This is a genomic window from Candidatus Methylobacter favarea (assembly GCF_902806695.1).
In the GTDB taxonomy this organism is placed as follows: Bacteria; Pseudomonadota; Gammaproteobacteria; order Methylococcales; family Methylomonadaceae; genus Methylobacter_B; species Methylobacter_B favarea.
Genome location: NZ_CADCXN010000080.1, coordinates 42,770 through 65,743, shown reverse-complemented (window position 1 = coordinate 65,743; position 22,974 = coordinate 42,770). Strand labels below are relative to the sequence as shown.

Here is a 22,974-nt window from a genome sequence, read left to right as displayed (position 1 = left end):
ACTTTTAATTAAAAGCGTAGCCGAACAAGCCGCGGTTAAGAAGAAGGATATTTACCGGATTTTCAGGTAACTTTAGCCGTTGACTAAGACTTGGGAAGCCAGGTCCTGTGGGCGTGGAACACTAAGGCTGTGCCTATGGATGCATCAAATGTTACAACCTTATCTTGAGTTGAGCCACCCATCCAACAATAAGGATCAACAAATGAAAGGATCAACAAATGAGTCGATTTCAAAAGCTATCCCATGTAATTTGGCATTGCCAGTATCATATAGTTTGGGTTCCGAAATACCGGGATAAAGTATTGAAGGGGATAGGCTGCGAGGTATGGAAATCGATTGCCATCCTATCCGAACGCTGGGGCCGGGAAATTGCAGTACTGAGCATTCAAGTAGATCATGTCCGTTTGCTGCTAAAAGTTCATCCAAAGATATCCATTCCTTGTTAACGGGCGTCTGAAGGGTATGGTGTGGATACCGTAGGTTTAGATTTAGAAAGTATATGAAAGTACGTAAAGTACCGGAAGACAAATTTTTTTTAAATTAACAGACGTATTGGTGCTCAGCTCTCAAGCTTGCCTTCTATGAAGAACAGCTTGACCCATGCGGCGGCTAATGCAATTTCATGACCTTTGGGCATGGATATTGACTATGTCTTGTTTATGGCTTCTTTTGAGACACTGAATTATGCAGGAAAGTTATTCAATTAAGATTTTTGTAAAAGAAATCCAGACTTTATTAATATTCTATTGTTCTGTATGGTTCAATACAGGCACGATAAAAATCATTAATGAAAAATTTGGCGAAATAAATGATAATAATCTTAAAAACAAGGTCATACGCTCATTCAGTTTTTCAATCGGGTTTTTAAAATTTATTATTACTGTATCAGGGTTTAAATGGCTGTGTATAGAAAATCAACTTTATTATCTTATTATCTGGTGAATTTAATCAGCAGTTTCTTTTCAAGAAAAGTCAGGCGAATTTATTATAGCGCCAGGGAATCCATAGGCGATCACAAAAGATCTATTGTTGTCTATCAGGTTGGGCAGGCTTGCGAGATATTAAAGGAAACCCGCGATGAATTCCAGGATGCTTTGGATCGTTTTAAAACACTGGTCACAGTAACTGAAACTTCACTGGACCATAAATATAATCTTTTAAACAGGCGATATCAGTTTTGCCGCTCAAAATCCGAGGCGGTAAGAGATAGAATAAAAGCCATAGAAACAGTCAGCGATGCGCTTTTTGCCGAATGGGAAAATGAACTGAACGAATATACTAACCGCAGTCTGCGGCAACGTAGCAAACAGCAGCTAAGATCAGCCAAGCAGAATTATTCGCGTCTTATTATGGCCATGTACAGAGCCGAGGCGAAAATCAAGCCGGTGCTGTCAGCCTTTAAAGACCAGGTGTTATATCTTAAACATAACCTGAATGCCCAGGCTATTGCTGCCTTGCAGCCTGAATTTATTGAAATCGGTATTGATATTTCTCAGCTGATTTATGTAATGGAACAAACAATTGCTGAGGCTAATCAGTTTGTTTCCGCATTAGTTGAGCAAAAAGCCTTACCCAATCGTAGTTAATAAATTAACTTCAGCATAAATCCGGATTGCCATTATTTGCAAGTGCTACAGTCTGCGCTTTGACTGACCTGGCAGTGTGCCTGCGCCCTCGAATAACGGCTTTTTCTGAGTTGCTCTAATAGCCAGCGTCTAAAGGTAATAGCCAGCGTCTAAAGGCGGTAACGGTATAAGCTTTTTATAGCTTATATAAAACGTTATTGGCTTTATCTTTGGCATCCTTGCTGGCATTCTTGCCTTTCCGAATGTCCGGATCTGTTCTTTCCTGGCCAAATTTGGCAATCATGTCTTCCCAGCTTGAATACTGAGAATAGGCTTCAAACCCTTCATTTTTACGCTGCTGGTAAATTTCCTTGCCTAAGGCAATGATTTCCGTAGGAGTTTTGCCGTCAACAGTATCCAGAAATTCGTCGTCATTTTTTTTAGCATCACGAATTGTCCAGAAAGCCACTTCAAATTCGATGCGATTTTCAGGGGATAGGCGCTCCTTTAATCCTTTTACAGAGCGGTAAGCTGTTCGGGTGCTATGACCGTTTATTTCTTGTCCTGTACCGCAGGCGATTAGAAACGAACAGCACAAAATGAGCAGAAGAGGTGATAGTTTTTTCATTAAGATATCCTCGAAATGATGTACCCGTCCATGTTATGGTAATTATAGTTATTGTCATTGGTATTATATAACGCCATATTCTCAAACGAAGTAAAATGGCCAATCAATTATAAACCCAAGCTAATTTTTTATGCTGGAATTTATCCAATTATTAAAGCAGCGTTATCAGTCAATTTTAAGTCAATTAGGAAATGATTCGATCAAGACTGTCTATCAACAGCGGATAGACCAGCTGATTTTGGCTGAGGCATTTATTCGCAAAGGTCAACTCCTTGCTTGTTCGCCAGAACTGCCCTTACAGCTCACCGTGGTCGGTCCGACTCAGGCAGGCAAGAGTTCGCTGGTAAACGCGTTGTTAAATAGTAGCGCCGCCGCGGTCAGTCCCCTGGCAGGCTACACTATTCATCCGCAGGGTTTTTGTAATGGCGTCAAGCTTTCGCAGTGTAGCGGCTTGCAGCGTTATTTCGGACGTTTCCAGCAATTGCCGCAAGCCCAGCTAAGCAAAGACCGCCATGATTGCTATTCATTAACTGAAAATATTGCTGATTCAGCGTACCTGCCGCCTTGCGTACTATGGGACACGCCTGATTTTGATTCGATAGACTCGGCAAATTACCGGGAAGGCGTTATCAGGGCTATTGCTCTGGCTGACATCATTATTCTCATGATTAGCAAGGAAAAATATGCGGATCAATCGGTCTGGGACATCATGTCTATTGTGGAAGCATTACGTCAGCCGACCATAATTTGCCTGAACAAGCTTGGGGAAGGATCGGAAGCATTGATTATTAATTCCTTAAAAGAGAAGTGGCGGCAGGCTCGAAATGACCCTTTTCCTGAAGTGGTGCCGCTGTATTATCAAAAACAGGCAGGCTTGCCGGCCTGGCCTGAATCCAGGCAGCAGATGCTTGTTCAACTGGCGCATAAAGTCAACCCTGAAAAACACCCGCGCACTCAACAGGATTTACTGCAAAAGTACTGGCAGAGTTGGCTGGAACCGGTTATTGCAGAACATGAGGCACTGAATAACTGGCATGCATTAATTGATCAAACGGGCAAACAGGCGCTGGAAGATTATCAGCGCGATTACCTGAATCATCCTCATCATTATGAAACCTTTAAATGCGCGTTGGCGGAATTGCTGCTGTTGCTGGAAATACCCGGCTTGGCCAATATTCTGGCCAATACCCGTAAAATTCTGACCTGGCCGGTCAGACAGTTAATGAAACTGGGGCGTAAAAGCCTTTACAGCGCCGACAGTAGCCATGAAACAGCTTTATTAAACCAGATAGCCGAGCATATGTTGATCCAGCTGGCCGACAAGCTTATGGATAAGGCGGAACAGGGGAAACAAGGTCAATGGTGGAAAGAATTCAGCAGCTTGCTGCGCAGTCAACGGCAGGATATTTTGCAGGAATTCAGCCATGCGGCAAAAAATTATCATGTCTCGTTTGAACAGGAAGTGGAACATACGGCCTATCGTTTATATCACAAATTGCAGGAACAGCCGGTAGTTTTGAATAGTCTGCGCGCCACCCGGGTAACCGCCGACGCCGCCGCCATTGCCCTGACCTTGCATACCGGCGGCATCGGCGTGCATGATTTGATTATTGCGCCTGCGTTGCTAACGGTAACTTCCTTGCTGGCTGAAAGTGCTATGGGCGGCTATATGAACAAAGTAGAAGCTGAATTAAAGCAACAGCAACTGGGCACGGTGAAACAGACGCTCTTTAACGATGTCCTGCGAAAAAAGCTCTTGAAATTGCCCGAACAATTATCGCATACAACCTATTTTAATATCTCTCCCGAGCAGTTACAGGCGGCAGAATCACAACTTGTAGAAAAGCGCCATGGCTTACGATTACTCTGATTTAGTAGAAAAAACCAAACGCTGGGCTGCACAGGCATGTAACTCAGGCTGGCTTAATAAGGAATCCGGGCAACTGGAAAATCTGGATGCCAGAACGCCGAATGATTTGTTTAATCATAGTGACGCCAGGCCGCTTATTGTTGCTTTTATGGGCGGCACCGGCGTCGGCAAGAGCTCTTTGCTAAACCGTTTGGCCGGAAAAGCTATTGCCAGAACAGGCATAGAGCGGCCAACCTCGCGCGAAGTCACCTTATTTCATCACCGCAGTGTGGCGATACAACACTTGCCGGCAAATTTACCTCTGGCCAGCATTACCATAGCGCAGCATGATGACGAGGCGAAAAAAAATATTATCTGGATTGATATGCCGGATTTTGACAGTATCGAGCAAAGCAACAAGCAGCTGGTTTTGCAATGGCTGCCGCATATAGATGTACTGATTTATGTAGTGAGTCCCGAACGCTATAAAGATGAAAAGGCGTGGCGCCTATTGCTGGCGGAGGGAGCGCGGCATGCCTGGCTGTTTGTGTTAAATCAATGGGATTTGGGACAAGCGGAACAATATGAAGACTTTAAACTGCAACTGCACAAAGCCGGCTTTGTAGAGCCGATAATCTTCAGGACAGCCTGCATTGAAGGCGGACAAGCCGATGAATTTGCAGCTTTACAAGCCACTATTTTATCTCTGGCGACAAAAAACACTATTATGGAACTGGAGCAAAGGAGCTTGGAAATACGCAAGAATGAATTAAAGCAAAAACTGCAAAGTTACCGCCGCTTACTGGGTTCTGAACCGGCGCTTCAACAAATGCCGGGGCTTTGGCATGAGCAATGGCAGCATGCCGCTAACCAGTTGCAGCAGGGTTTCGCCTGGCCGATTCAGCAATTGGCGAGCTATTATGCGGAACATGCCGCGGACTTGGTAACCATTCCCTCTACTTCCAGATATTCATCGGCTAAAACAGAGGCGGGATTGTGGGATGAGTGGGCTCAAGCCCGTTTTGACGATGCCCTGGATGAATTTATTATCAGTGCCGGCCAGCTCGATATCCCGGTCGCACCGCTTAAAAATCAGTTAGCCCCGCTACGCAGGAAAGCCGCCAAAATTATTCAGACACAAAGTGAACTGGCTGCCAGGCAAGCCCTGGTGAACCCCGGCAATGTCTTGCATCGCGGCTTTTTAAAATTTGTTCGCTTATGTGAAATCGTTCTGCCTTTCGCGGCAATTTGCTGGGTTGGCTATCAGGTTTTTATAGGGTATTACAGAAGCAATATGTCGAATGTGAATTATTTAGGCGCAGATTTTGCGATCCACAGCACATTATTAATTGCAATCACCTGGCTTACACCTTATTTTATTCTGAAGAAGTTAAAGCCATCGCTGGAAAAAAGCGCCTTGCGCGGACTTCATAAAGGGCTAACCAATGCAATGAGCCTGATCGACAGTGAAGTAACACAGGTGCTGGAAAATACCAGGCATGAACACGCCGAACAGGTAAAGCAGATTTCCGCCATTATGAAACACTGTGAAGTTACGGATTCCACCCGGCAACTGCCTACTGGCAGCAATACTCCCTTAACGCGAATGCTGACCAGTTGATTGTAGTTGCTTTATCTTGAAGCCCCGTATCTTGTCTTGATAATCCCGTCTTAAAGCATCCGCAATCTGGTATCATAAAGGATTGAATGAAGGCAGTTCGCCGGCATTCGCTTTGTATTACGAGTCTTTTGTGAACACTACTGAATTTTCATCTTTACCGTTAAAACCCGCGCTGCTGGAAAATATAGAATCCTTGGGTTATACCCGCCTAACCCCCATCCAGGCCGAAAGTTTGCCGCCTATCCTTGAGGGCAGGGATGTTATTGCGCAGGCCAAAACCGGCAGCGGTAAAACCGCAGCTTTTGCAATAGGTTTGTTATCCCGCCTGGATTTAAGCAGTTTCAGAGTTCAGGCGATGGTGATTTGTCCAACCCGCGAACTTGCCGACCAGGTCTGCAAGGAAATCCGCCGGCTGGCGCGTTTTACACCGAATATCAAGGTCCTGGCTTTATGCGGCGGCGTGCCTTTCGGCCCGCAAGCCGGTTCTCTGGAGCATGGCGTTCATATTGTGGTCGGCACGCCGGGACGATTACAGGAGCATCTGCGCAAGCGCAGTTTACGCTTGAGTCATTTAAAAACACTGGTGCTGGATGAGGCAGACCGCATGCTGGACATGGGCTTTGAGGAGGCCGTTTCCGAAGTCATATCCTATGCGCCGACGCACCGGCAAACCCTGCTGTTTTCAGCGACTTATGCCGATCCGATTCGGGAAATGAGCGAAAAATTCCAGTATAAGCCGGTTACCGTCAGCAGTGAGACATGCCATCACAATGACGTTATCGAGCAGCATTTTTATCAGATAGAAAAAGGCCAGAGAATAAACGCGTTGGGCTACCTGTTGGCTTATTATCAGCCCGAATCGACAGTAGTATTCTGCAATACCAAACGGGATTGCAGCGAAATAGCGAATGCGCTTGAGAACTATGGTTTTTCAGTTCAGTCCTTGCACGGCGATCTGGAACAAAAAGAGCGTGATCAGGTGCTGGTGCGTTTTGCCAACAAAAGCTGTTCCATGCTGGTCGCAACCGATGTCGCGGCGCGCGGCCTGGATATCAAGGACTTGCAGGCGGTGATTAATTACCAATTGCCCTGGGATCCGGAAGGGTATGTGCACAGAATCGGACGCACAGGTCGCGCCGGGAAAAAAGGACTGGCGCTCAGTTTGTGCACTCAACAGGAACTGACCAGGGTTAAAGCCATTGAAGAGTATCAAAATAACCCGGTTAAGTGGGACGAAACAGCGCCTTTTCAAATGCGCCAGGAGCACCGGTTCGAGCCGCCGATGGTAACGTTATGGATTGCCGACGGGCGCAAGGATAAAGTGCGCCCCGGCGATATATTGGGCGCTCTAACAGGCGATGCCGGTATTGACGGCAATGAAGTGGGCAAAATTGATATCTTCGATAATCATGCTTATGTGGCGATCAAACGTAACCATGTTGATAGGGCGCTAACCTGCTTGAGAACCGGTAAAATAAAGGGACGCAGTTTTAATATCCGCAAACCGTGGGGATAGCTTAGATTTAATTTACTATGCGGCGTATGATTTCGGACAAGAGCAGGACCATAAAGTCGACACTATTATTTTTATTAAACATAAAATAAACGACTGGGAGAATTAAACCATGAAAGCGACCAATGAATACAGAGAAAAGCTGATGGCTGAACTTGTTGAACAGAGTGCCCGGATAGATTTATTGATAGCGAAATCCCGGCAAGCAGCGGATATGAAGCTGAATATCGATCACGAACTCGAAGAGTGGCGCGCCAAACAGCGAGATACCACAAAAAAGCTAAAAGAGCTGGAAGAGCCCAGCGGAAGTGCTTGGGAGAACATCGGAGACGGCGGCTGATTCAGGTCATCAATATAAGGTTAGAACCACAGGATGGGGTGTCGCTATTTTAGCGAAAGCTTTTATGGGCGCCCCAGTCTGCAAATTCGCTGGCAATTGCACGCAGCCGTTCAAGGCCTGGGGCACCCCCGCCGTTTCTTATGGCTACGCTCAGAACCGTCTCTGAGTCTCTTGTTTGCCATTCTCAGATATGGCTCACTTCATTCCAATAACTCAACGCGATGAAAGGACAGCCTGCTGCATAATCGCTTTGGAAGACTACTTAAGGCTTGTCTTGCAATGCCTGTGTAGGCTGCGCTATTTAATAAGAAAATCCCGCATCATTCCCAAATCCTCATGCTCGAGATTATGGCAGTGATACATGAACAGGCCTTTAAAATCGTTAAACGGTTTTAATATCGTGACTTTCTCACCCGGCATCACCAGAACCGTATCTTTCCAGCCGCTTTGTATAAAGCCTGAGGCGACGCTGGCGCGGCTATCGTTGAAACGCAAGTTAACTTCCCGCTTGACGATCTGAAACTGTTCGCCATGTACATGCATCGGGTGCGGCATGGACATCATCATGCCCTGCATGCCGCCGTCAAAACCATTATCGAATTCGATTAATTGCAGGCTGTTGACCGGAATAATTTCATCCGGCTGAATATCGTTCATTTTATAAGAACGGCCATTTAGCAAGGCTGACATGTGCTGCATGGATAAGGCGATGGTTCTGGGATTAGCTGCATTTTCCGCATGCTTGACCTGCAGTGCAGTGATTGGGGTCAGAACCTCCGGCAAGATGTTGTGGCCTTGCTCCTTTTTGGCGACGCGGATTTTTAAGAGGGGATAGTCCGATCCTGACGGCAGGCTGCTGACAGCCATCATTCCGCCCCGCATCATGCCCATGCCCATCATACCCATGCCGCCATGTGCGGCAATATCAAACTTTAGACTGCGCAAGCTCAGCTCGGCTCCTGGCGCCCGTTTGCTAAAGTCCATCCATACTTCCAGGCGCTCTCCCGGAGCCAGCATCACATACGCATGTTGCTCGGGCTTTTCCAGCAAGCCGCCGTCAACGCCTATTACGGTAAGGGGCGTATCGTCATCCCAGGCGAGTTTATAAATGCGGGAATTAGACCCGTTTACCAGCCGAAGCCGATAAGCGCGCGTGGCCACCGGCAGGACATAATCAGGCCGCCCATTGACCATGATCCGGTCGCCCAGAAAGCCTTGCATGCGCTGCATCATGTGAGCCGAATAGAGCAGTTGGTTTTGATCGTCAAAACTGCGATCCTGAATTACCAGCGGAACGTCAAGGTCGCCGCTCGGTAAATTCAGCGCCTGCTCCTGATCATCGCTGACGATCAACAGACCCGCCAGACCGGAATAGACCTGTCTGGCGGTAACGCTGTGAGTATGGGCGTGATAAAAGTAGGTGCCGGCCCGGTTGAGTATCTCAAATTCATAGACATAGGTTTCGCCTTGATTGATTGCATACATGGGATTGCCATCCATGTTGGCGGGTACATGCAAGCCATGCCAGTGCAGAATCGATTGCGCCGGTAAATTATTATTAAGAGTTAGCCTGACTTTCTGGCCTTTTTTAAAGCGCAGGGTAGGGGCCAGATAAGTGCCTTCATTATTATCAAGCACGCCTGAAGGACCTTTTATGACCTTGCCGGTAATTTTCCAAATGCGTGTTGTTTCACCCGGGAAAATGGCTGCTTCAGCCGTGTTCTGGATCAGATCAATCTCAACGTCAGGATAAAAACCGGCAGAGGGCGCATTGACCCTGACAAATCCGCCTGGCTTCGCCGAGGCCGGAGACGTGACCGCTCCGGCGATACCCAATGCGGCATATTTTAATAGTTTTCGGCGTTGCAAATTAGTCGTCGTTTTCATCTGATTTCCCTTGATTCAATGGATATTTATGTATGGTTGCAGGTGACTTTTTATCATAATTTCCGCAACTGATGTTAACTCAAGGCGCGTTATTAAATAAGGTAATCCCTCGGCTATGCCGGGGAATTTCCAAAGGTTTGGCTATCGGCTGTGGACTTTTGACTTTCTGCCGCAGTTCGCGCGTCAGGCCGGGTCTATTGTGCGGCGTGACGTCTCGCCGGGATTTGTTGCCGTCGAGCTGCTCGCATGGCTTAACGGTCACAAAATCATTCGGCTAGGCTACACCACTCTGCAAGAATTGATCAGCAAAACGCTATCCGCCGAACGCCCGCGACTTGGCGGACTACTTGCGGAAATACTGTATGAGGAAGCCCAGCATTTTCGATATCTGGTATCGTAACATATCCGATATGGTGCCGACCGCGATGACTGGCGATATGCACAGTATTAACAAGGCGAACCTCGCTATTCTGCAATGGTTTGGATTAGGTTTTGAATCGTGATTTACCGACCTTAAAGATCAATTGCAAGTACTGTATTGCCCCGATAATCCGGCCTTGTACGAGAAGTTTTTGATTAAACCGAGCAGCGAAATCGAAATTGAAGGCATTGCCAACCAAAAACCGAATATCGATCAGGTCGCCGCTACGCTTGGTTTGAAAGAAAGGATACAAGGTAGATTGATAGCTAAGTTATGCATTTATATCCCACCAAATCCGATGCGGCGTGCAATCTTTGAGTTCGACAAGCTAATACGCAGCATCTATACACGGGGTTATCTGCGCTCCGCAAATGGAACGCAAAGTTCACCGCTCCCAAAACCGTATTGAATCCTATCCAGCTAAGCGCTGCCATCTCGTAAGTCGGGGGCAAAAAGGAATTGACTGGACACACCGCCAACGAAATCGAAAGCAGTAACCACGGCGCGGTTGATTGCCAATGCGATCATCTACTACAACTCGGCGATTTTGTCGCGACTGCTGACCCAGTACGAAGCGGGCAGCAATGTCGATGAAAGTGCTTCAGTCATTGCCATTCCTCTCGTGAAAAGCGATCGGCTGAGCTTTACGCTGGGCACTTTACATAAACTTAATGTGCTATGGCCATCACGGGATCGAAAAGTCGATACGCCCAAAATTGGTCTTACCAGCGTCGTAGCTGTCAATCATTACCCAGAACCCGTCCCAGCTATCAAAGCCCGGCTTAGAGCGGAGTGTATATGTGACTCTCCAGGTTTCTTTTGCATAGCGGAGGTTGCCTTTCCCTCACATACCAGATAAACATATCCCATGAAAATACTGTCGTCTCCTTTCGGAAAATATTTTCCCCGGCCACGCAGCTTTCCTTTCTACGGTCTCTGATTTGCGGTCCGAGGTATGTCGCACCTGAGAAGTGCGTCTTTGTTTCTCTTGGTTTGAAGGCCAACATCTGTGATCTGCTACACCTAACTGCCCGGCGGTGACTGCCGGTCTAGAAAATAGCGCTCCGAGATTTTCAATGGTTCCGGTACCGGTGGCTAAAGATTTGCCATTTAGGCCGAAAATCCGAGTGCCCGTCCCGCTAAGCCGTACACCATGCTTGGGGGAGTAGAATAATAGTTTGTACCAGTACTCCCCAAATATTTAACCGATGATAAAAAAAGCAGTTACTAGGGCGCTGCCGAGTCTCTCATACCCCACTCCTAGCCAGAGATCTGTGTTACGGGCTTCTGTCCATAGCCGTTCTTTGCCCGCCAGCCTATACCAACTTTCAAATTGAGAGCGGTACCCTCAAAAGGCTCGGGTAGCTTTGGAGGGGATCTTCCCTGAGAGAATACGCCATCCCCTCCATGAGTCATTTTGGTTCACGCCATGCTTTTATCATGCCCAGTTTTTCATTCTGAAGGTGGTGAATCATTTATGGCGCACATAGTAGGGTTGCCATGCGCGAGGACTGATAACAATGCCAAAAGTGCCGATAGTCGCGCCCGCATGTTTTCCTAATCCGAAGGATTGAAAGCAGGTGTCAGAATTCCAGAAAATAATGCGTGGTTTGTTCTCCATTGAGCCGACCGAGGCGTCGACAAAATGCAAAGCCTCGTCGTACAGCTTGGCTGCTTCCTGGAAGCGGGACACATCATCTGTACACAATCGAACCTCTTAAGGATGCATAATGGCTCAGATAAGGAGCGCGCGTGCGTCTGCTTGATTGGATTAGGGCGTAATGTTTGAATTTGTAACAAAGTTTAACAAGGCTTACACCCCTCTCCACCGAATTGTTAGGCGCGGCAGAGACATGGAACTCCCTTTTCAGCCGCATAGATCTAGCGCTCCGCCGCGCCGCATTTTGGCCAGAGCAAAAGCCCATCTTTGCCGGGAATTTGACTCGACCCCGATTTTCTACCGCTTTTTAGCAAGACCATCCCCTTTCGGGTCGCCATCCCCTGCCTCGACCAGGCCAAGTGCTCCACGGCCCACGAAGTTGAAGGCATGAGTGACGATAGGATAGAGACCGTCTTCGGCTGTGGTGAATTCGATGATTGCTCCTTGCGCGGGCGCTAGATCAACCGCCTGAGCACCATAGTGCCCACGGTTATGCGGGGTAAGGAGAACCCCTTCTTTGATCACCGTATCGAAGATGGTGCCGACAATGTGGAATGAGCTATCGACGTTGGGGCCGGTGTTCAGCACAAAGAGCCGTACCCTTTTACCGGTGTCGACCTGAAGCGGGTGATCCTTGTATTGATTGGCCACGCCATTGAAGACGACGAAGTCAGGGGCAGGCGCACCGGCCGCGGCTTTGGCAAGGTCAGTGGGTTGTCCCTGGGGTCCGAGATACCATTCGCTCTGGACCAGGGCAAACTCGTGATCTGCTTTCGGCAATCCCTCTTTGGGTTCGACGATGACCATGCCGTACAGCCCATTGGCGATATGATGCAGGGCTGGATTGCTGCCACAGTGGTACATCCAGACCCCGGCATAATCCGCATGCCATTCATAGAGCTTCTCCTCACCGGGGCTGATCGTGGTCATTTGGTCGTTCCAGGCCGTCTGACTCGCATGGAAATCGATTGAATGTCCCAACTTATTTGTAGATGGATTCTTGAGGTGGGCACGGATGGTATCCCCGACCCGCACCCGGATGACCGGCGCAGGCACCGTGCCGTTGTAAGTCCAGACATTCTGGACGAAACCCGTGGCCACCGTCATCATCTTCTCTTGGACTACGAGATCAATGTCGTGGACATTGCCGGGGAGCGCCTCAGGTGCAGTAACCTCGGAGGGACTGTAGGGCGGCGCCTTGGGATCAGGCTCGACGCTAATGGCTGCGGCCGGGCCGCTATGAGCCTCCTTTGACCCGCTGCCTGCAACCCAGATCTCCCCCTTCATCCCTGAGGGGAAATGGCCTGGCACCGAACAGATGAAGCTCATCCCGTCCGCCGGCACCTCGATCTCGGCTGAGGCGGTCTCGCCTGGAGCCGCCAGGATGACCTTGCCGTCCGGGAAGGTCATGTTGTGGGGCATGCTCCCAGTATTGATGAGTTTGATGAGGTAGCGCCCTGGCTTGGCAACGGTCAGGGTACTCGCCTGGAAGGCGAGGTCGACGGCGCGCACCTCAAGTGTTTTGAGAGGCGTTATTGGCTCACGAGCTGACGCCGCAGTGGCCGATTGAACAGGCTCAAGGGAATTGGCTTCATTAGGTTCCAGGGACTGGCAGCCAGTTAGTCTGAGAGACAGAACTGAAAGCATCAACGTTGCGAGGGTAGTACTGTGCAGGGCCTTATTGAATGCATGCAGCGCCCCGTGAAACCTTTGTCCGCGATCCGGACACACCGAATCCGGAGCCGGTCGCTTGTACACAAATGCCTGTCGTACTTTATGGTAGCTTGGGTCAGGGCCGAAAAAATTGGCGGGCATCTTGACGAGCGTCTTCACATGCTCATTAGCGATTCGCCGCCACTGTTTGTCTGCCAGCCACTTAGCAAAGCTGGGATGGCAGGTGAAGCTCTCAGCACGGACGGTGACCTCTGTGCGAAATTCAGTGAAATTTCCACCCCGGGCCTCGTCGAGAAACCAGTAATTCCCGTCCATATATGTGCTACTTTTTGTTATCACAGCCATAATAGTTACTCCGGCAACTTCGTATCGCGACCTAACGTGGAGCAAAGGAGCTGCGCGCTTTTGCGCAGTCCCGCTTGAGCGTAGGGTTATGCCTCACTCCTTGATTTCCCACTGTGGGTTCCATACGACCTCCCAGAGGTGTTGGTCAGGGTCTTGAAAGTAACCCGCGTAGCCTCCCAGAAAGTATCTTGAGCAGGTTTTACTATGACCGCATCGACCTCGACCTTGGAAGAAACATTATGTCCAAGTGGTAGCTCAGTAGCACCCGGCTTGCCAAGAGGAAGGCCGGAATCATGAGCAAGACTTTTGCGTGGCCAGATAGCAAGCTTGAGTCCGGCTTGTAGCTCAAAGAAAGCAACCGTACCATGCGCGAATTCTTTTCCGATAATGCCCTCGGTCTTGAGTTCAAGACCTTCTTCGTAGAACCTGACTGATTTTTCCAAGTCATCAACACAGACCGTGGTAACAGTACTCGTGGCTTCATGTACAAATCCTCCATTATGCATAACGCCTGAATTAAGCCGAGCCGCGAAGCGGCTTCGGCTTGAATGAATTGTTAGGCTTCGTGCGGCCGAGCAAGCAAAACCACTGAGGCGAAGAGTAGTGGTACCCCAAGTAGGCCGCAGAATAGGGCTCCGACAATGTAGTCCTTATCCTCTGCGATGTTCATAGCTGAAACCACGCTCAGGATTGTCAGCACCAAGCCAAGAGCAAGTGGTATGGCGCGGAAGAAATTATTGATGAAAGTTTTCACCAGGACCTCTTTAGTTGTTGAGATTCAACATTGTCCAGTCGGTTCTCGTGATCTTCGGATGTGTCTGACAAATCATTAATTGTGCTTTCTGCGTCAGATAGCCGGCCATCTACATCCCTTGCAACATCGAATGCTTCGGACGCCGTACTCTCTGCTGCCGCCAAGCGATTTGACAGCCGTGTTGCGCCAGAAAACACAACGGTAAGAGCGGCGACTACCAGAACTGCTGCAACCGCGGTTCTTTCAGGGGGGAATCTCATGGAACTTTCCTCCGAGGCCTAACAAATTATTATCCAGGTCTGTATATTTACACTTGAACTGTCTTGGTTGCAAACTAAAATATAGTGAAATAGACGAAGAACTTGATTGACTAGGCGGGATAACATACATTTTTGACATGATAAACAGATAGGGATAACGCATCTCGTGCTCCTACTACCTAAGGAGTTAGCTCATCAGATCAGCCGGGTAGGGTGGGCAAACAGCCTCATCGTTTGCCCACCGTTTGAATCAAAGCCGGTGGGTAGCTTAGCGCTGCCCACCCACTGGGCTGCCGGACCAGTTAGATCGCAAATATAAGAACGCCGCCAAGGAAATTTATCTGGCAGTGGTTTTTCCCTGCTCAATCGCTGACTTTTCTGCGGGAACCGCAGGAATATAAACGCTACCATATTCACGCATCGGTAGGGCAAAAAGCGATCAAACAAGCGGTAAACCATGCCAAGCTTACCAAACGCGCTTCGGCGCATTCATTCCGGCATTCCTTTGCAAGTCATATATTGCAGGCAAATTATTATATTCGCACGATTCAGGAGTTGTTGGGCCACAGCGATTTAAGAACAACGATGATTTATACCCATACCGTGCAAAGTGTTACTATTAAGCAGGCTAAGAGTGCGCTTGTTTTTGATTCCGCATGAGGCATTGATTAGAGAACTAAAAAAGTTACCTTGCGGCTAGTTGAATAGTTGTTCTTGACCGACTATAGCTATTCAAAACTTTTGAGGCTGTTTTACAGTTGAAATTGAGTGCATTAATGATTCATGGCGTCGAGTCAGATGACTTATCATACCAGCCCGACAAAGTTTTTAAAAACAGCCCGGTCCCAACACCCCAAGCGCCATTAATCAGGAAGGCGGTCAGTAGCAGAGTAGGCTGCCAGTTACCGCCAATGGGCTTGCCTTTGAGCGGCAAGACTATCAAAAGCGCGACCAGCGACGGCAGGATTGCGCCGAATAGAAATGCTGTTATCCAGTAGCTATTGCCGCGTGGAAAATTATCGTCGACTACTGCGAACAGGATACCCCAGATTCCGCCCCAGAATGCCAGCGAGAATACTGCCGGCACGCCGAATGGCTGCGTAGCTGCAAGTGAAAAAGGTGCAAATGGCGCTATGCCGGCGTTCCAGAGTAAAGCCAGCGTCAACTGATGAAAAATCAGCGTGGCAAGAAAACCGGCGGCAAAACCCTCAAACAGAGCCGATGTTGGAAGCGTCTTAAATATGTTGGTGTTAGCCATAAAAGTATCTCCCGGAAAATAAAATAGAAAATTTAAGGCTCTGCTTCTGATTAGCCGCGGCTTTAATCACAACGCATGTTACATTTATTTTTACCGGGAAAGCCGCAGTAACTGATCACTAACCAAAGCCTGTTTCCGCATTCACTATGATACGGCGCTATTTCAAGTCTATTAGATTTAATAAGGTGTTTCTAATACTTCACTAAATAATTTACACAACTCTGTTTAAATAGCAAACATTTACTCTGGTTTTAACTGCTGGAGCTGAAAACTAACCACAATCCATGAACCCGATATACTCAATAAGGATGAAATGAATAACATTGCCAGCGTTTCGGTAAAACTTAAAAACAGCATATGGAATGCGCCGTCATAAAGCTCGGAAAGTTTTTCTACAGATTGCCTTAAAATCAGCATCATTATTGTGACAATAAACCATGCTGCTACGCCCGAGAAAAAGCCTATCCAAAAACCGCTATATAAAAAAGGTCTCCGGATAAATGCGTTTGTAGCGCCTACCAGTTTGGCAATCACTACTTCCTCGCGGCGATTATACAATTCAAGCCGGATGGTATTGCCGGTAATAAACAGTACTCCCACACCCAGCAATACACTCAATAACATACCGCCGCGCCTTGCCATATCCATAAAGGATTGCAGGCGTTTAACCCACTGCATGTCCATTTGGGCAAAATCAACATCAGGTTCCTGTCTGAAATTTTCAAGCAGGTTTTCAAACTCCTGCCGGTCTTCCAGGATATTTTGCGGAATAACCTCTAGGACGATGGGCAGAGGATTTTTTTCCAGTGCATTAATTGCTGAGCCGAATCCACTGTATGTCTGAAATTCTTTCAAGGCCTGGTCTTTGGTAATTAATTTGACTTCCTGAACATCTGCCTTCTTTCTGATACTGTCTGCAAATTTACTGGCTTTTGCAGCAGATACATTATCCTTGAGAAACAGGGATATCCGGTTGCTGGTTTCCAAGTTGCCGGTCAATTGCTGAAGATTTGCCACCAGAAGATAAAAACCGCTGGCCAGGGAAATTGCAATCGCCAGCACGGTTATGGTCATTATCGAGGTGAATTTCGATGCTGCTAATCGGCCAAGGCTTGAAAACAAGGCATGGGCATGTAAATCCCGATAGGCATGCAGCTTATCAACAAAATCACCTCCTGAGGTCTGGGTTTGCCGGACCTCCTGTCTGGCTGGAGTTTTTTTAATCTGTCTCATAGTTAGCTGGCCACCAGTTGACCATGATCAAGCTTTAGGACTCTACGATTCATTTTGGTAACTAGCAAGATGTCGTGAGATGCGATTAATACCGTCACACCAACCTGCTGGAACTGTTCAAACAAAAGCATTATTTCTGCTGACAGCTCGGGATCGAGATTGCCGGTAGGTTCATCAGCCAGAATCATCGGCGGCTTGTTAACTACGGCTCTGGCAATGCCGACGCGCTGCTGCTCGCCGCCTGATAACGACGGAGGATATTTTTTTTCCTTGCCTAACAAGCCGACTTTATCGAGGGATGCCCGTACTCTGCGAGCGATTTCCGGATGCCCGTAGCCTGCTATCACTAAAGGCAGTGCTATATTATCGAAAACGGTTCTATCCTGAAGCAGTTTATAGTCCTGAAAAATTAACCCGACTTTTCTTCTTAGAAAAGGTATCTGTCTTTCTTTGGCCTGGTTCAGATTTTGACCATCCAACCATATCTGACCGCGACTGCAACGCTCAATGATAGCTATCAGTTTCAATAAGGTGCTTTTTCCAGCCCCGGAATGTCCCGTAACAAAGGCCATTTCGCCATGTTTCAGATAAAAGCTGACATTGAGCAATACATCGCCTGCATCCGGATAATACTTGCTGACATTTTCAAACTTTAACATCAGGTTTTTAGTCTTTGACAAATAAGGCGTCTATAAAGGTTTCTGCATCAAAATCCTGCAAATCATCAATACTTTCGCCAACGCCTATGTAACGAATGGGAATGCCGAACTGTTTGGCCAAGGCAAAAATGACGCCGCCTTTTGCCGTGCCGTCGAGCTTGGTTACTACCAGCCCTGTTAACGTTACGGCTTCATTAAACAGCTTTGCCTGGGACAACGCATTTTGTCCCGTACCGGCATCTAATACCAGCAACACTTCATGGGGCGCAGTTTCATCCAGTTTGCCCATGATCCGCTTTATTTTTCTCAATTCATCCATCAGGCTGGATTTTGTGTGCAGGCGTCCGGCTGTATCGGCAATCAGGACATCTGCGCCTTTTGCCTGCGCAGACTGTATGCCGTCATAAATAACCGATGCCGAATCGGCGCCGGTATGCTGGGCTACTACATGAATATTGTTGCGTTCACCCCAGACCTGCAATTGCTCCACCGCCGCCGCTCTGAAAGTGTCGCCGGCGGCCAGCATGACCTTATATCCTTGCGCCTGCAAGCGTTTGGCCAATTTACCTATGGTTGTTGTTTTACCTGCCCCGTTAACACCGACCACCAAGATTACAAAAGGCTTGTCCTGCCTTGGAATCAGCAAAGGCTTGCTGCAGGGCTTGAGTATACTCAACAATTCCTGCTTTAAGGCATTTGTTAAAGCTGCCCTGTCATTCAGTTGCTGCCGCTCTACATTTTGGGTCAGGCGCCTGATTATTTCAGTAGTCGCTTCCAAACCGATATCAGCCATTAGCAGACTGGCTTCAATTTCCTCCAGCAAGTCCTTTTTAATTTCCTTTTGACCTAAAGGAATAGCAGCAAGTGCAGCACCAAGCCCTGAGCGGGTCCGCTTTAGCTGCGATTTAAGGCGTAAGTAAAGAGATTCGGCCGTTGGCTCAACATAGATTTCTTCTGCAACTGTACTGACTGGCGCTGTTACTGTGCCGGATTTAAAAATTTCCTGGGCCGGTTCAACCCGTATGGCAGGCTGTTGTATCTCGATACCGGCATATCGGCTATAAAAACTGATGGCAATCAATGGCAGCATTAACAATGCTGAAACGGCACTATGCGCTACTACAGCCCATAACGGCATATCCAGTTTGATGCTGATAACACTGATGGCTACCTGTAAAAACAACAGGATGCTTAACCATAAACCGGCTTTTCGTACAGGTTTTGAATAGTTTGCCGAGCTTGCGTTCAGCATCACCAGTCCCAGCAGAATAAAGCTGGCCAGGGCTCCGACTCTATGCAGCGAATTTGCCGCAACCTGAGCGTCGAAGGATAATACGCCAGTGTAGCCCGTGATCAATCCATGAAATAAATCCAGGGCGCTTTGATAATCGGCTTCAGGCCACCACATGCCATTGCATTGGGGAAAGCCTGAACATGCCAGGCCGGCATGGTTTGTGCTGACCCAAATCCCCAAGGCTATTTGTAAGAATAAAATCAGTATGGCAAAAACAGTGAAATTTTTGAGGCCTGTAGTCTGCCGATTTATGTCACTGCCTGCAACTTTCTGACCAGGCAACAGAAATAGCCGGAAAAGCAGCCAGAAAATAGCCATTCCAGCTAAAAAATGACCGGTTACGATGACAGGCATGAGATTGGTTTTCACTGCTAACATACTCAAAACAGCCTGCAAACCGATTAATATAACCAAGCTCAAAGTAGCGGTTATTGCCGCGCCGCGGAATTGTTTTTGCCGCCATGAAAGCAAGCCCAGCAATAGGACAAATATAGCCAGGAGCGCCCTCAAATACCGGTAGCTCATCTGCTTCCAGGCTTTGGCAATATCGAAAGGCTGATCAGGAAATGCCAAAGCAGCATGAGTTCTAAAGTCTGCGTTATCAGTAATAATAAGCTGACCATAACAACCTGGCCAATCAGGACAGCCTGCTCCGGCTCCTGATAAACGGACATAGGAACCGAACACGACAACGATGAACGCTAAAACAACACTAAAGAGAGTTATTTTCCTAAACATTTTTTCCATTATCCGATTTGTGAAACTCTCAGCAGATGCGTAAGGTCGCTTTTAACTTTATAAGGATCGAACCCCGATTCATACTGCATCATTAAATTGCCCAACGGGTCCATTAGAAAAAGCATTCCGTCAGGGATAGCTCCTTGTCTTATTTCAGTTATTTTTTCAACCAGCGCGTCACTGGGCTTTACTTTCAATAAGAATCTGTCTTCTGGCCACCAGTGATCTGCAATTTCAGGGTCAACCTCTTTGAAAATTAAGACTATACGGCGAGTCCTGGTTAAATCCTTGCTCATCATTAATTGCAATTGTCTGGTTTTATAAATGGCTTCCTGGCATTTATCATTACAATCAGTATCAGTTATCACATTGACTATCAGCCAGTGTCCGAAAAGTTCAGCCATATTATCGGCTGAAAATTGATCAAAACCTGTTAAATCATTACGCTCAGTAGGCACCGGCGGTGTTATTAGCTGTCCCTTATTGGTTCTGCCTGTTAAAATTTCAGGGTTTTGTCTTATACCCCAGGCAATTAGAAAAGGGATAATGGACATGCCAAAAATACCCAGAATCAATAGGCGGTTTTTTTTCTGTTGATTAGCCATCTTTCTTTTTAAAACTGTACCAAATAAAAATTATCGTTAGCGTCAAAGCCAATGCAAACCATTGAATCGCATAGGCAATATGTTGTTCCGGCAGCATGAGGGTGGTTGTGCGCCATTCGCGTTTAAAGCCGTTGGGCAAGTGTTTGTCAAGCTCAACCTGAAATTGAAATAAGGGGTAACCCAACTTACGGGCCAGAATATTACTGTCAACTACCTGTACTACTGACGGCCAGGTAGAGGTTGGTATTCCAGCCCCTGCCAATTTAATACCTACGCGAGGAAAACTATTAATTCTTCCGGTGATAGTTGCTTGCAACTTTTTTACCTCCACATTTGGTAAAACCGATCGATCCCGGTTTAAAGGAATCCAGCCTCTGTTCACCAGAACTGCCTTGTCTGCGCCCTCCAATACCAAAGGCGTCATAACAAAATAGCCAGGCTTTCCTTCGCTGACCTGGTTGTCTATTAAAAACTGATGGGCATTATCATAATGTCCCTTAACTTCTACTTTTCTATATCTTAGCGTTTCGGGATTATCTTCAGAAACCGGCGATAAATGTAAGACTTCAGATGCAGCCTGCCGCTGTTCCAGTTCCAGAAATTCACGCTTTTCTTCCGAACGTCCCAACTGCCAGATTCCCAAGGCGATCAGCAAAGGCAGTAGGCACAGATAAGCTACAGTTGGAACTAATTGAAATTTCATAAGGCAGTGTGTGAATTTAATAAAGTATGCATTTTTTTTCTTTAATCTCTTGGCACAACGGCATGAATAACCGAGAATACAGAGAAAATCTTCTTTTACGCTTATTTTTCATGATAGTTAAAATCATCGTTATTATTACTTTTTTTCTGATAATTATCAGCCTTGGCTCGGCGCTGTTTCATCTGGTAAAACACAAGAGTCAGGAGCACTCTGAAAAAACAGTCAAGGCGCTGACTTTGCGTATCACTCTCTCCCTTCTTTTATTTATTTTTATTATTATTGCATTGGCTACGGGGCTTCTTAAACCTCATGGGCTGGGTGTGCATATGCAAAGACCAGTATCCACTGACAGGACTAAATAACTTGGAATTATGCTGCACAGTGACAAAAAAAAAGCGCTGCCTGTCAGGCAGCGCTTTTTTGGGAATTACTTAAAAGTTTACATTATATAAACAAAAATAAACAAGCCTAACCATACTACGTCAACAAAATGCCAGTACCAGGTTGCCGCTTCAAAGGCAAAATGGTTTTCCGGTTTAAAGTGACCTTTCCAGCTGCGGAATAGAATAACACTGAGAATTATAGCTCCTACACAGACATGAAAGCCATGGAAGCCGGTTAGCATAAAGAACGTAGATCCATAAATACCGGAACCTAAAGTCAGGCCCATTTCCGTATAAGCTTCATGATACTCATAGGCCTGAAAAGATACGAACAAAAAGCCCAATATTACCGTCGCAATTAATCCTTTAATTAATTGATCACGTTTATTGGCAAGCAAGCCATGATGCGCCCAAGTAACTGTAACACCGCTGCTGAGCAGGATTAAGGTGTTCAGAAAGGGTATGCCCCATGCTCCCATAGGCTCAAAATCACCGCCTACCTTGCCGGGCCCATTAGTGGGCCAGGTTGCATCAAACGCAGGCCATAACAACTCTTTAGTGGCGCCGCCGCCCAGCCATGGCACCGAATAAGTCCGCGTATACCAAAGTGTGCCAAAGAAGATGCCAAAAAACATGATTTCGGAAAAAATGAACCATAACATGCCCATACGGTAGGAAACACCGACTTGAGCATTGTACATACCGGACTCACTTTCAGTTGATTGCAGCGAGAACCATCCGGCCAGCATAATCACAAATATTATCAGGCCAGTAATCATCATGGTTGTACCCGCGGATGAACCATTTAAATAATTGGCAAATCCAGCCAACAGTATTACTAAACCACCGGTTCCAATGATTGGCCAGGTGGCTTTAGGCGGAATGTAGTAAGTTTCATTTGTAGACATAACCTTCCTCTTAATTATTTTTTCACTGATCTTTCAGTATTGTCAAAAAACGTATAGGCGAGCGTAATTGTTTTATATTGTTTCGGTAAATCAGGATGCACCACGAAACGCACGGGCATGGTTTTACCTTCCCGTGCTTTAAATTTCTGCTCTGTAAAGCAAAAACACTCGGTCTTTCTAAAATATTCGGCGGCTACTCCGGGAGAAATACTTGGAATAGCCTGAGACACCATACTCTTATCAGTCCTGTTTTCTGCATAAAAATTCACGGTATAATATTCGCCCGGATGAATTTTCATTTTTTTCGTTTCTGCACGAAACTCCATAGGTGCTGAATTATTCAGCGATGTCACAAATTCAACAGTTATTTCCCTGCTTTTATCGACAGGATAAATAACCTCATTGACGGCCGCGGAGTCAGTCTTTCCGTTAAGTCCTGTCAGGTTACACAATACATCATAAAGTGGAACGAGCGCGTAACCAAAACCAAACATTAGGAGCGCAATCATCACCAGTTTACGAGCCAGCCTGGTATTTTTTTGACTAACACTTCGGCTCATTGAGAAACCGCTCTTATTACTGCAAATATATAAATTATGATTGCTATAATCACCAGAATTACGGCTGTCAGTATGTTTTTCTGTTTTAAGTTCATTCCTATTTCCGATACCTTGAC

General features: G+C 47.0%; 24 protein-coding genes and 1 pseudogene. 10 read left to right on the top strand and 15 right to left on the bottom strand.

What is annotated here, in order from left to right; all coding sequences use genetic code 11:
• The first annotated feature begins 218 nt into the window (after positions 1 to 218).
• Both tnpA and HUX64_RS12840 read left to right on the top strand, forming a co-directional pair.
• On the top strand, positions 219 to 446 hold the full coding sequence (gene tnpA, locus HUX64_RS12845) for an IS200/IS605 family transposase (RefSeq protein WP_217426530.1): 228 nt from the start codon (positions 219 to 221) through the stop codon (positions 444 to 446).
• A gap of 450 nt (positions 447 to 896) precedes the next feature.
• Positions 897 to 1,586, top strand: coding sequence for a DUF2959 domain-containing protein (locus HUX64_RS12840; protein WP_174626622.1), 690 nt, complete (start codon positions 897 to 899; stop codon positions 1,584 to 1,586).
• Between the two features lie 175 nt (positions 1,587 to 1,761).
• On the opposite strand, the gene HUX64_RS12835 is transcribed toward HUX64_RS12840, so the two are convergent.
• On the bottom strand, positions 1,762 to 2,193 hold the full coding sequence (locus tag HUX64_RS12835; RefSeq protein WP_174626621.1) for a hypothetical protein: 432 nt from the start codon (positions 2,191 to 2,193) through the stop codon (positions 1,762 to 1,764).
• Positions 2,194 to 2,323: 130 nt separating this feature from the next.
• On the opposite strand from HUX64_RS12835, the gene HUX64_RS12830 reads away from it, so the two are divergent.
• The 4 genes from HUX64_RS12830 (at position 2,324) to HUX64_RS12815 (ending at position 7,516) form a co-directional block, all read left to right on the top strand.
• A complete protein-coding gene (locus HUX64_RS12830) occupies positions 2,324 to 4,063 on the top strand; it encodes a GTPase domain-containing protein (protein ID WP_174626620.1) in 1,740 nt (579 codons plus the stop codon).
• Positions 4,044 to 5,663 carry a GTPase gene (locus tag HUX64_RS12825; protein ID WP_174626619.1) on the top strand — a complete coding sequence of 540 codons (1,620 nt, stop codon included), beginning with the start codon at positions 4,044 to 4,046 and terminating at the stop codon, positions 5,661 to 5,663. Before HUX64_RS12830 ends, HUX64_RS12825 begins: the two co-directional genes overlap by 20 nt.
• 130 nt (positions 5,664 to 5,793) lie before the next feature.
• Positions 5,794 to 7,179, top strand: coding sequence for an ATP-dependent RNA helicase DbpA (gene dbpA / locus HUX64_RS12820; RefSeq protein WP_174626618.1), 1,386 nt, complete (start codon positions 5,794 to 5,796; stop codon positions 7,177 to 7,179).
• A gap of 109 nt (positions 7,180 to 7,288) precedes the next feature.
• Positions 7,289 to 7,516 (top strand): sll1863 family stress response protein, encoded by a 228-nt coding sequence (locus HUX64_RS12815; protein WP_174626617.1) that lies wholly within the window; start codon positions 7,289 to 7,291, stop codon positions 7,514 to 7,516.
• Between the two features lie 297 nt (positions 7,517 to 7,813).
• Here the strand turns inward: HUX64_RS12815 and HUX64_RS12810 are convergent, their stop codons facing one another.
• Positions 7,814 to 9,403 carry a multicopper oxidase family protein gene (locus HUX64_RS12810; RefSeq protein WP_174626616.1) on the bottom strand — a complete coding sequence of 530 codons (1,590 nt, stop codon included), beginning with the start codon at positions 9,401 to 9,403 and terminating at the stop codon, positions 7,814 to 7,816.
• A gap of 115 nt (positions 9,404 to 9,518) precedes the next feature.
• Here HUX64_RS12810 and HUX64_RS12805 point away from each other — a divergent pair, with 115 nt between their 5' ends.
• The gene (locus HUX64_RS12805; RefSeq protein WP_174626615.1) at positions 9,519 to 9,803 is read left to right on the top strand and encodes a DUF4158 domain-containing protein; all 285 of its coding nucleotides are present in this window, start codon (positions 9,519 to 9,521) and stop codon (positions 9,801 to 9,803) included.
• A pseudogene (locus HUX64_RS12800) lies at positions 9,781 to 10,440 on the top strand (Tn3 family transposase); the annotation flags it as partial. The gene HUX64_RS12805 and the pseudogene HUX64_RS12800, both read left to right, overlap by 23 nt.
• Before the next feature lie 855 nt (positions 10,441 to 11,295).
• On the opposite strand, the gene HUX64_RS12795 reads toward HUX64_RS12800, so the two are convergent.
• The 5 genes from HUX64_RS12795 to HUX64_RS12775 all read right to left on the bottom strand — a co-directional run bounded on the left by HUX64_RS12795 (position 11,296) and on the right by HUX64_RS12775 (position 14,517).
• Positions 11,296 to 11,532 carry a hypothetical protein gene (locus HUX64_RS12795; protein ID WP_174626614.1) on the bottom strand — a complete coding sequence of 79 codons (237 nt, stop codon included), beginning with the start codon at positions 11,530 to 11,532 and terminating at the stop codon, positions 11,296 to 11,298.
• Between the two features lie 249 nt (positions 11,533 to 11,781).
• Complete coding sequence (locus HUX64_RS12790) at positions 11,782 to 13,503, bottom strand: multicopper oxidase domain-containing protein (RefSeq protein WP_174626613.1); 1,722 nt, start codon at positions 13,501 to 13,503, stop codon at positions 11,782 to 11,784.
• A gap of 86 nt (positions 13,504 to 13,589) precedes the next feature.
• A complete protein-coding gene (locus HUX64_RS12785; protein WP_217426529.1) occupies positions 13,590 to 14,009 on the bottom strand; it encodes a VOC family protein in 420 nt (139 codons plus the stop codon).
• A 50-nt stretch (positions 14,010 to 14,059) separates the two neighbouring features.
• A complete protein-coding gene (locus HUX64_RS12780; protein ID WP_174626612.1) occupies positions 14,060 to 14,257 on the bottom strand; it encodes a hypothetical protein in 198 nt (65 codons plus the stop codon).
• Positions 14,254 to 14,517, bottom strand: a complete 264-nt coding sequence (locus HUX64_RS12775) for a hypothetical protein (protein WP_174626611.1) — start codon at positions 14,515 to 14,517, stop codon at positions 14,254 to 14,256. The genes HUX64_RS12780 and HUX64_RS12775 overlap by 4 nt, the downstream gene beginning before the upstream one ends.
• Positions 14,518 to 14,823: 306 nt before the next feature.
• Here HUX64_RS12775 and HUX64_RS12770 point away from each other — a divergent pair, with 306 nt between their 5' ends.
• Complete coding sequence (locus HUX64_RS12770) at positions 14,824 to 15,177, top strand: tyrosine-type recombinase/integrase (RefSeq protein ID WP_343034405.1); 354 nt, start codon at positions 14,824 to 14,826, stop codon at positions 15,175 to 15,177.
• Positions 15,178 to 15,298: 121 nt separating this feature from the next.
• Here HUX64_RS12770 and HUX64_RS12765 read toward each other — a convergent pair whose 3' ends face one another.
• The 6 genes from HUX64_RS12765 to HUX64_RS12740 form a co-directional block, all read right to left on the bottom strand.
• A complete protein-coding gene (locus tag HUX64_RS12765; RefSeq protein WP_174626610.1) occupies positions 15,299 to 15,775 on the bottom strand; it encodes a hypothetical protein in 477 nt (158 codons plus the stop codon).
• 240 nt (positions 15,776 to 16,015) lie between these two features.
• On the bottom strand, positions 16,016 to 17,008 hold the full coding sequence (gene ftsX, locus HUX64_RS12760; RefSeq protein WP_174626609.1) for a permease-like cell division protein FtsX: 993 nt from the start codon (positions 17,006 to 17,008) through the stop codon (positions 16,016 to 16,018).
• A gap of 2 nt (positions 17,009 to 17,010) precedes the next feature.
• Positions 17,011 to 17,667 carry a cell division ATP-binding protein FtsE gene (ftsE, locus tag HUX64_RS12755; protein ID WP_174626608.1) on the bottom strand — a complete coding sequence of 219 codons (657 nt, stop codon included), beginning with the start codon at positions 17,665 to 17,667 and terminating at the stop codon, positions 17,011 to 17,013.
• A gap of 7 nt (positions 17,668 to 17,674) precedes the next feature.
• Positions 17,675 to 19,699, bottom strand: coding sequence for a signal recognition particle-docking protein FtsY (gene ftsY / locus HUX64_RS12750; RefSeq protein WP_174626607.1), 2,025 nt, complete (start codon positions 19,697 to 19,699; stop codon positions 17,675 to 17,677).
• Positions 19,700 to 19,707: 8 nt separating this feature from the next.
• Positions 19,708 to 20,304, bottom strand: coding sequence for a hypothetical protein (locus HUX64_RS12745; protein ID WP_174626606.1), 597 nt, complete (start codon positions 20,302 to 20,304; stop codon positions 19,708 to 19,710).
• Positions 20,297 to 21,007 (bottom strand): SURF1 family protein, encoded by a 711-nt coding sequence (locus tag HUX64_RS12740; RefSeq protein ID WP_174626605.1) that lies wholly within the window; start codon positions 21,005 to 21,007, stop codon positions 20,297 to 20,299. Before HUX64_RS12740 ends, HUX64_RS12745 begins: the two co-directional genes overlap by 8 nt.
• Before the next feature lie 110 nt (positions 21,008 to 21,117).
• On the opposite strand from HUX64_RS12740, the gene HUX64_RS12735 reads away from it, so the two are divergent.
• Positions 21,118 to 21,369 carry a twin transmembrane helix small protein gene (locus HUX64_RS12735; protein WP_174626661.1) on the top strand — a complete coding sequence of 84 codons (252 nt, stop codon included), beginning with the start codon at positions 21,118 to 21,120 and terminating at the stop codon, positions 21,367 to 21,369.
• A gap of 77 nt (positions 21,370 to 21,446) precedes the next feature.
• Here the strand turns inward: HUX64_RS12735 and HUX64_RS12730 are convergent, their stop codons facing one another.
• Both HUX64_RS12730 and HUX64_RS12725 read right to left on the bottom strand, forming a co-directional pair.
• Positions 21,447 to 22,298 (bottom strand): cytochrome c oxidase subunit 3, encoded by an 852-nt coding sequence (locus HUX64_RS12730; RefSeq protein ID WP_174626604.1) that lies wholly within the window; start codon positions 22,296 to 22,298, stop codon positions 21,447 to 21,449.
• A 14-nt stretch (positions 22,299 to 22,312) separates the two neighbouring features.
• Positions 22,313 to 22,858 carry a cytochrome c oxidase assembly protein gene (locus tag HUX64_RS12725; RefSeq protein WP_174626603.1) on the bottom strand — a complete coding sequence of 182 codons (546 nt, stop codon included), beginning with the start codon at positions 22,856 to 22,858 and terminating at the stop codon, positions 22,313 to 22,315.
• Positions 22,859 to 22,974: the final 116 nt, after the last annotated feature.

What these genes read in the sequence shown, in the direction of transcription:
- ftsX (WP_174626609.1), bottom strand. Translation starts at nt 17,008, where the DNA reads ATGAGACAGATTAAAAAAACTCCAGCCAGACAGGAGGTCCGGCAAACC.
- HUX64_RS12785 (WP_217426529.1), bottom strand. Translation starts at nt 14,009, where the DNA reads ATGCATAATGGAGGATTTGTACATGAAGCCACGAGTACTGTTACCACG.
- HUX64_RS12745 (WP_174626606.1), bottom strand. Translation starts at nt 20,304, where the DNA reads ATGGCTAATCAACAGAAAAAAAACCGCCTATTGATTCTGGGTATTTTT.
- HUX64_RS12815 (WP_174626617.1), top strand. Translation starts at nt 7,289, where the DNA reads ATGAAAGCGACCAATGAATACAGAGAAAAGCTGATGGCTGAACTTGTT.
- HUX64_RS12790 (WP_174626613.1), bottom strand. Translation starts at nt 13,503, where the DNA reads ATGGCTGTGATAACAAAAAGTAGCACATATATGGACGGGAATTACTGG.
- HUX64_RS12735 (WP_174626661.1), top strand. Translation starts at nt 21,118, where the DNA reads ATGATAGTTAAAATCATCGTTATTATTACTTTTTTTCTGATAATTATC.
- HUX64_RS12805 (WP_174626615.1), top strand. Translation starts at nt 9,519, where the DNA reads ATGCCGGGGAATTTCCAAAGGTTTGGCTATCGGCTGTGGACTTTTGAC.
- HUX64_RS12725 (WP_174626603.1), bottom strand. Translation starts at nt 22,858, where the DNA reads ATGAGCCGAAGTGTTAGTCAAAAAAATACCAGGCTGGCTCGTAAACTG.
- HUX64_RS12830 (WP_174626620.1), top strand. Translation starts at nt 2,324, where the DNA reads ATGCTGGAATTTATCCAATTATTAAAGCAGCGTTATCAGTCAATTTTA.
- tnpA (WP_217426530.1), top strand. Translation starts at nt 219, where the DNA reads ATGAGTCGATTTCAAAAGCTATCCCATGTAATTTGGCATTGCCAGTAT.
- HUX64_RS12835 (WP_174626621.1), bottom strand. Translation starts at nt 2,193, where the DNA reads ATGAAAAAACTATCACCTCTTCTGCTCATTTTGTGCTGTTCGTTTCTA.
- ftsE (WP_174626608.1), bottom strand. Translation starts at nt 17,667, where the DNA reads ATGTTAAAGTTTGAAAATGTCAGCAAGTATTATCCGGATGCAGGCGAT.
- HUX64_RS12765 (WP_174626610.1), bottom strand. Translation starts at nt 15,775, where the DNA reads ATGGCTAACACCAACATATTTAAGACGCTTCCAACATCGGCTCTGTTT.
- HUX64_RS12825 (WP_174626619.1), top strand. Translation starts at nt 4,044, where the DNA reads ATGGCTTACGATTACTCTGATTTAGTAGAAAAAACCAAACGCTGGGCT.
- HUX64_RS12775 (WP_174626611.1), bottom strand. Translation starts at nt 14,517, where the DNA reads ATGAGATTCCCCCCTGAAAGAACCGCGGTTGCAGCAGTTCTGGTAGTC.
- ftsY (WP_174626607.1), bottom strand. Translation starts at nt 19,699, where the DNA reads ATGTTTAGGAAAATAACTCTCTTTAGTGTTGTTTTAGCGTTCATCGTT.
- HUX64_RS12730 (WP_174626604.1), bottom strand. Translation starts at nt 22,298, where the DNA reads ATGTCTACAAATGAAACTTACTACATTCCGCCTAAAGCCACCTGGCCA.
- HUX64_RS12810 (WP_174626616.1), bottom strand. Translation starts at nt 9,403, where the DNA reads ATGAAAACGACGACTAATTTGCAACGCCGAAAACTATTAAAATATGCC.
- HUX64_RS12740 (WP_174626605.1), bottom strand. Translation starts at nt 21,007, where the DNA reads ATGAAATTTCAATTAGTTCCAACTGTAGCTTATCTGTGCCTACTGCCT.
- HUX64_RS12840 (WP_174626622.1), top strand. Translation starts at nt 897, where the DNA reads ATGGCTGTGTATAGAAAATCAACTTTATTATCTTATTATCTGGTGAAT.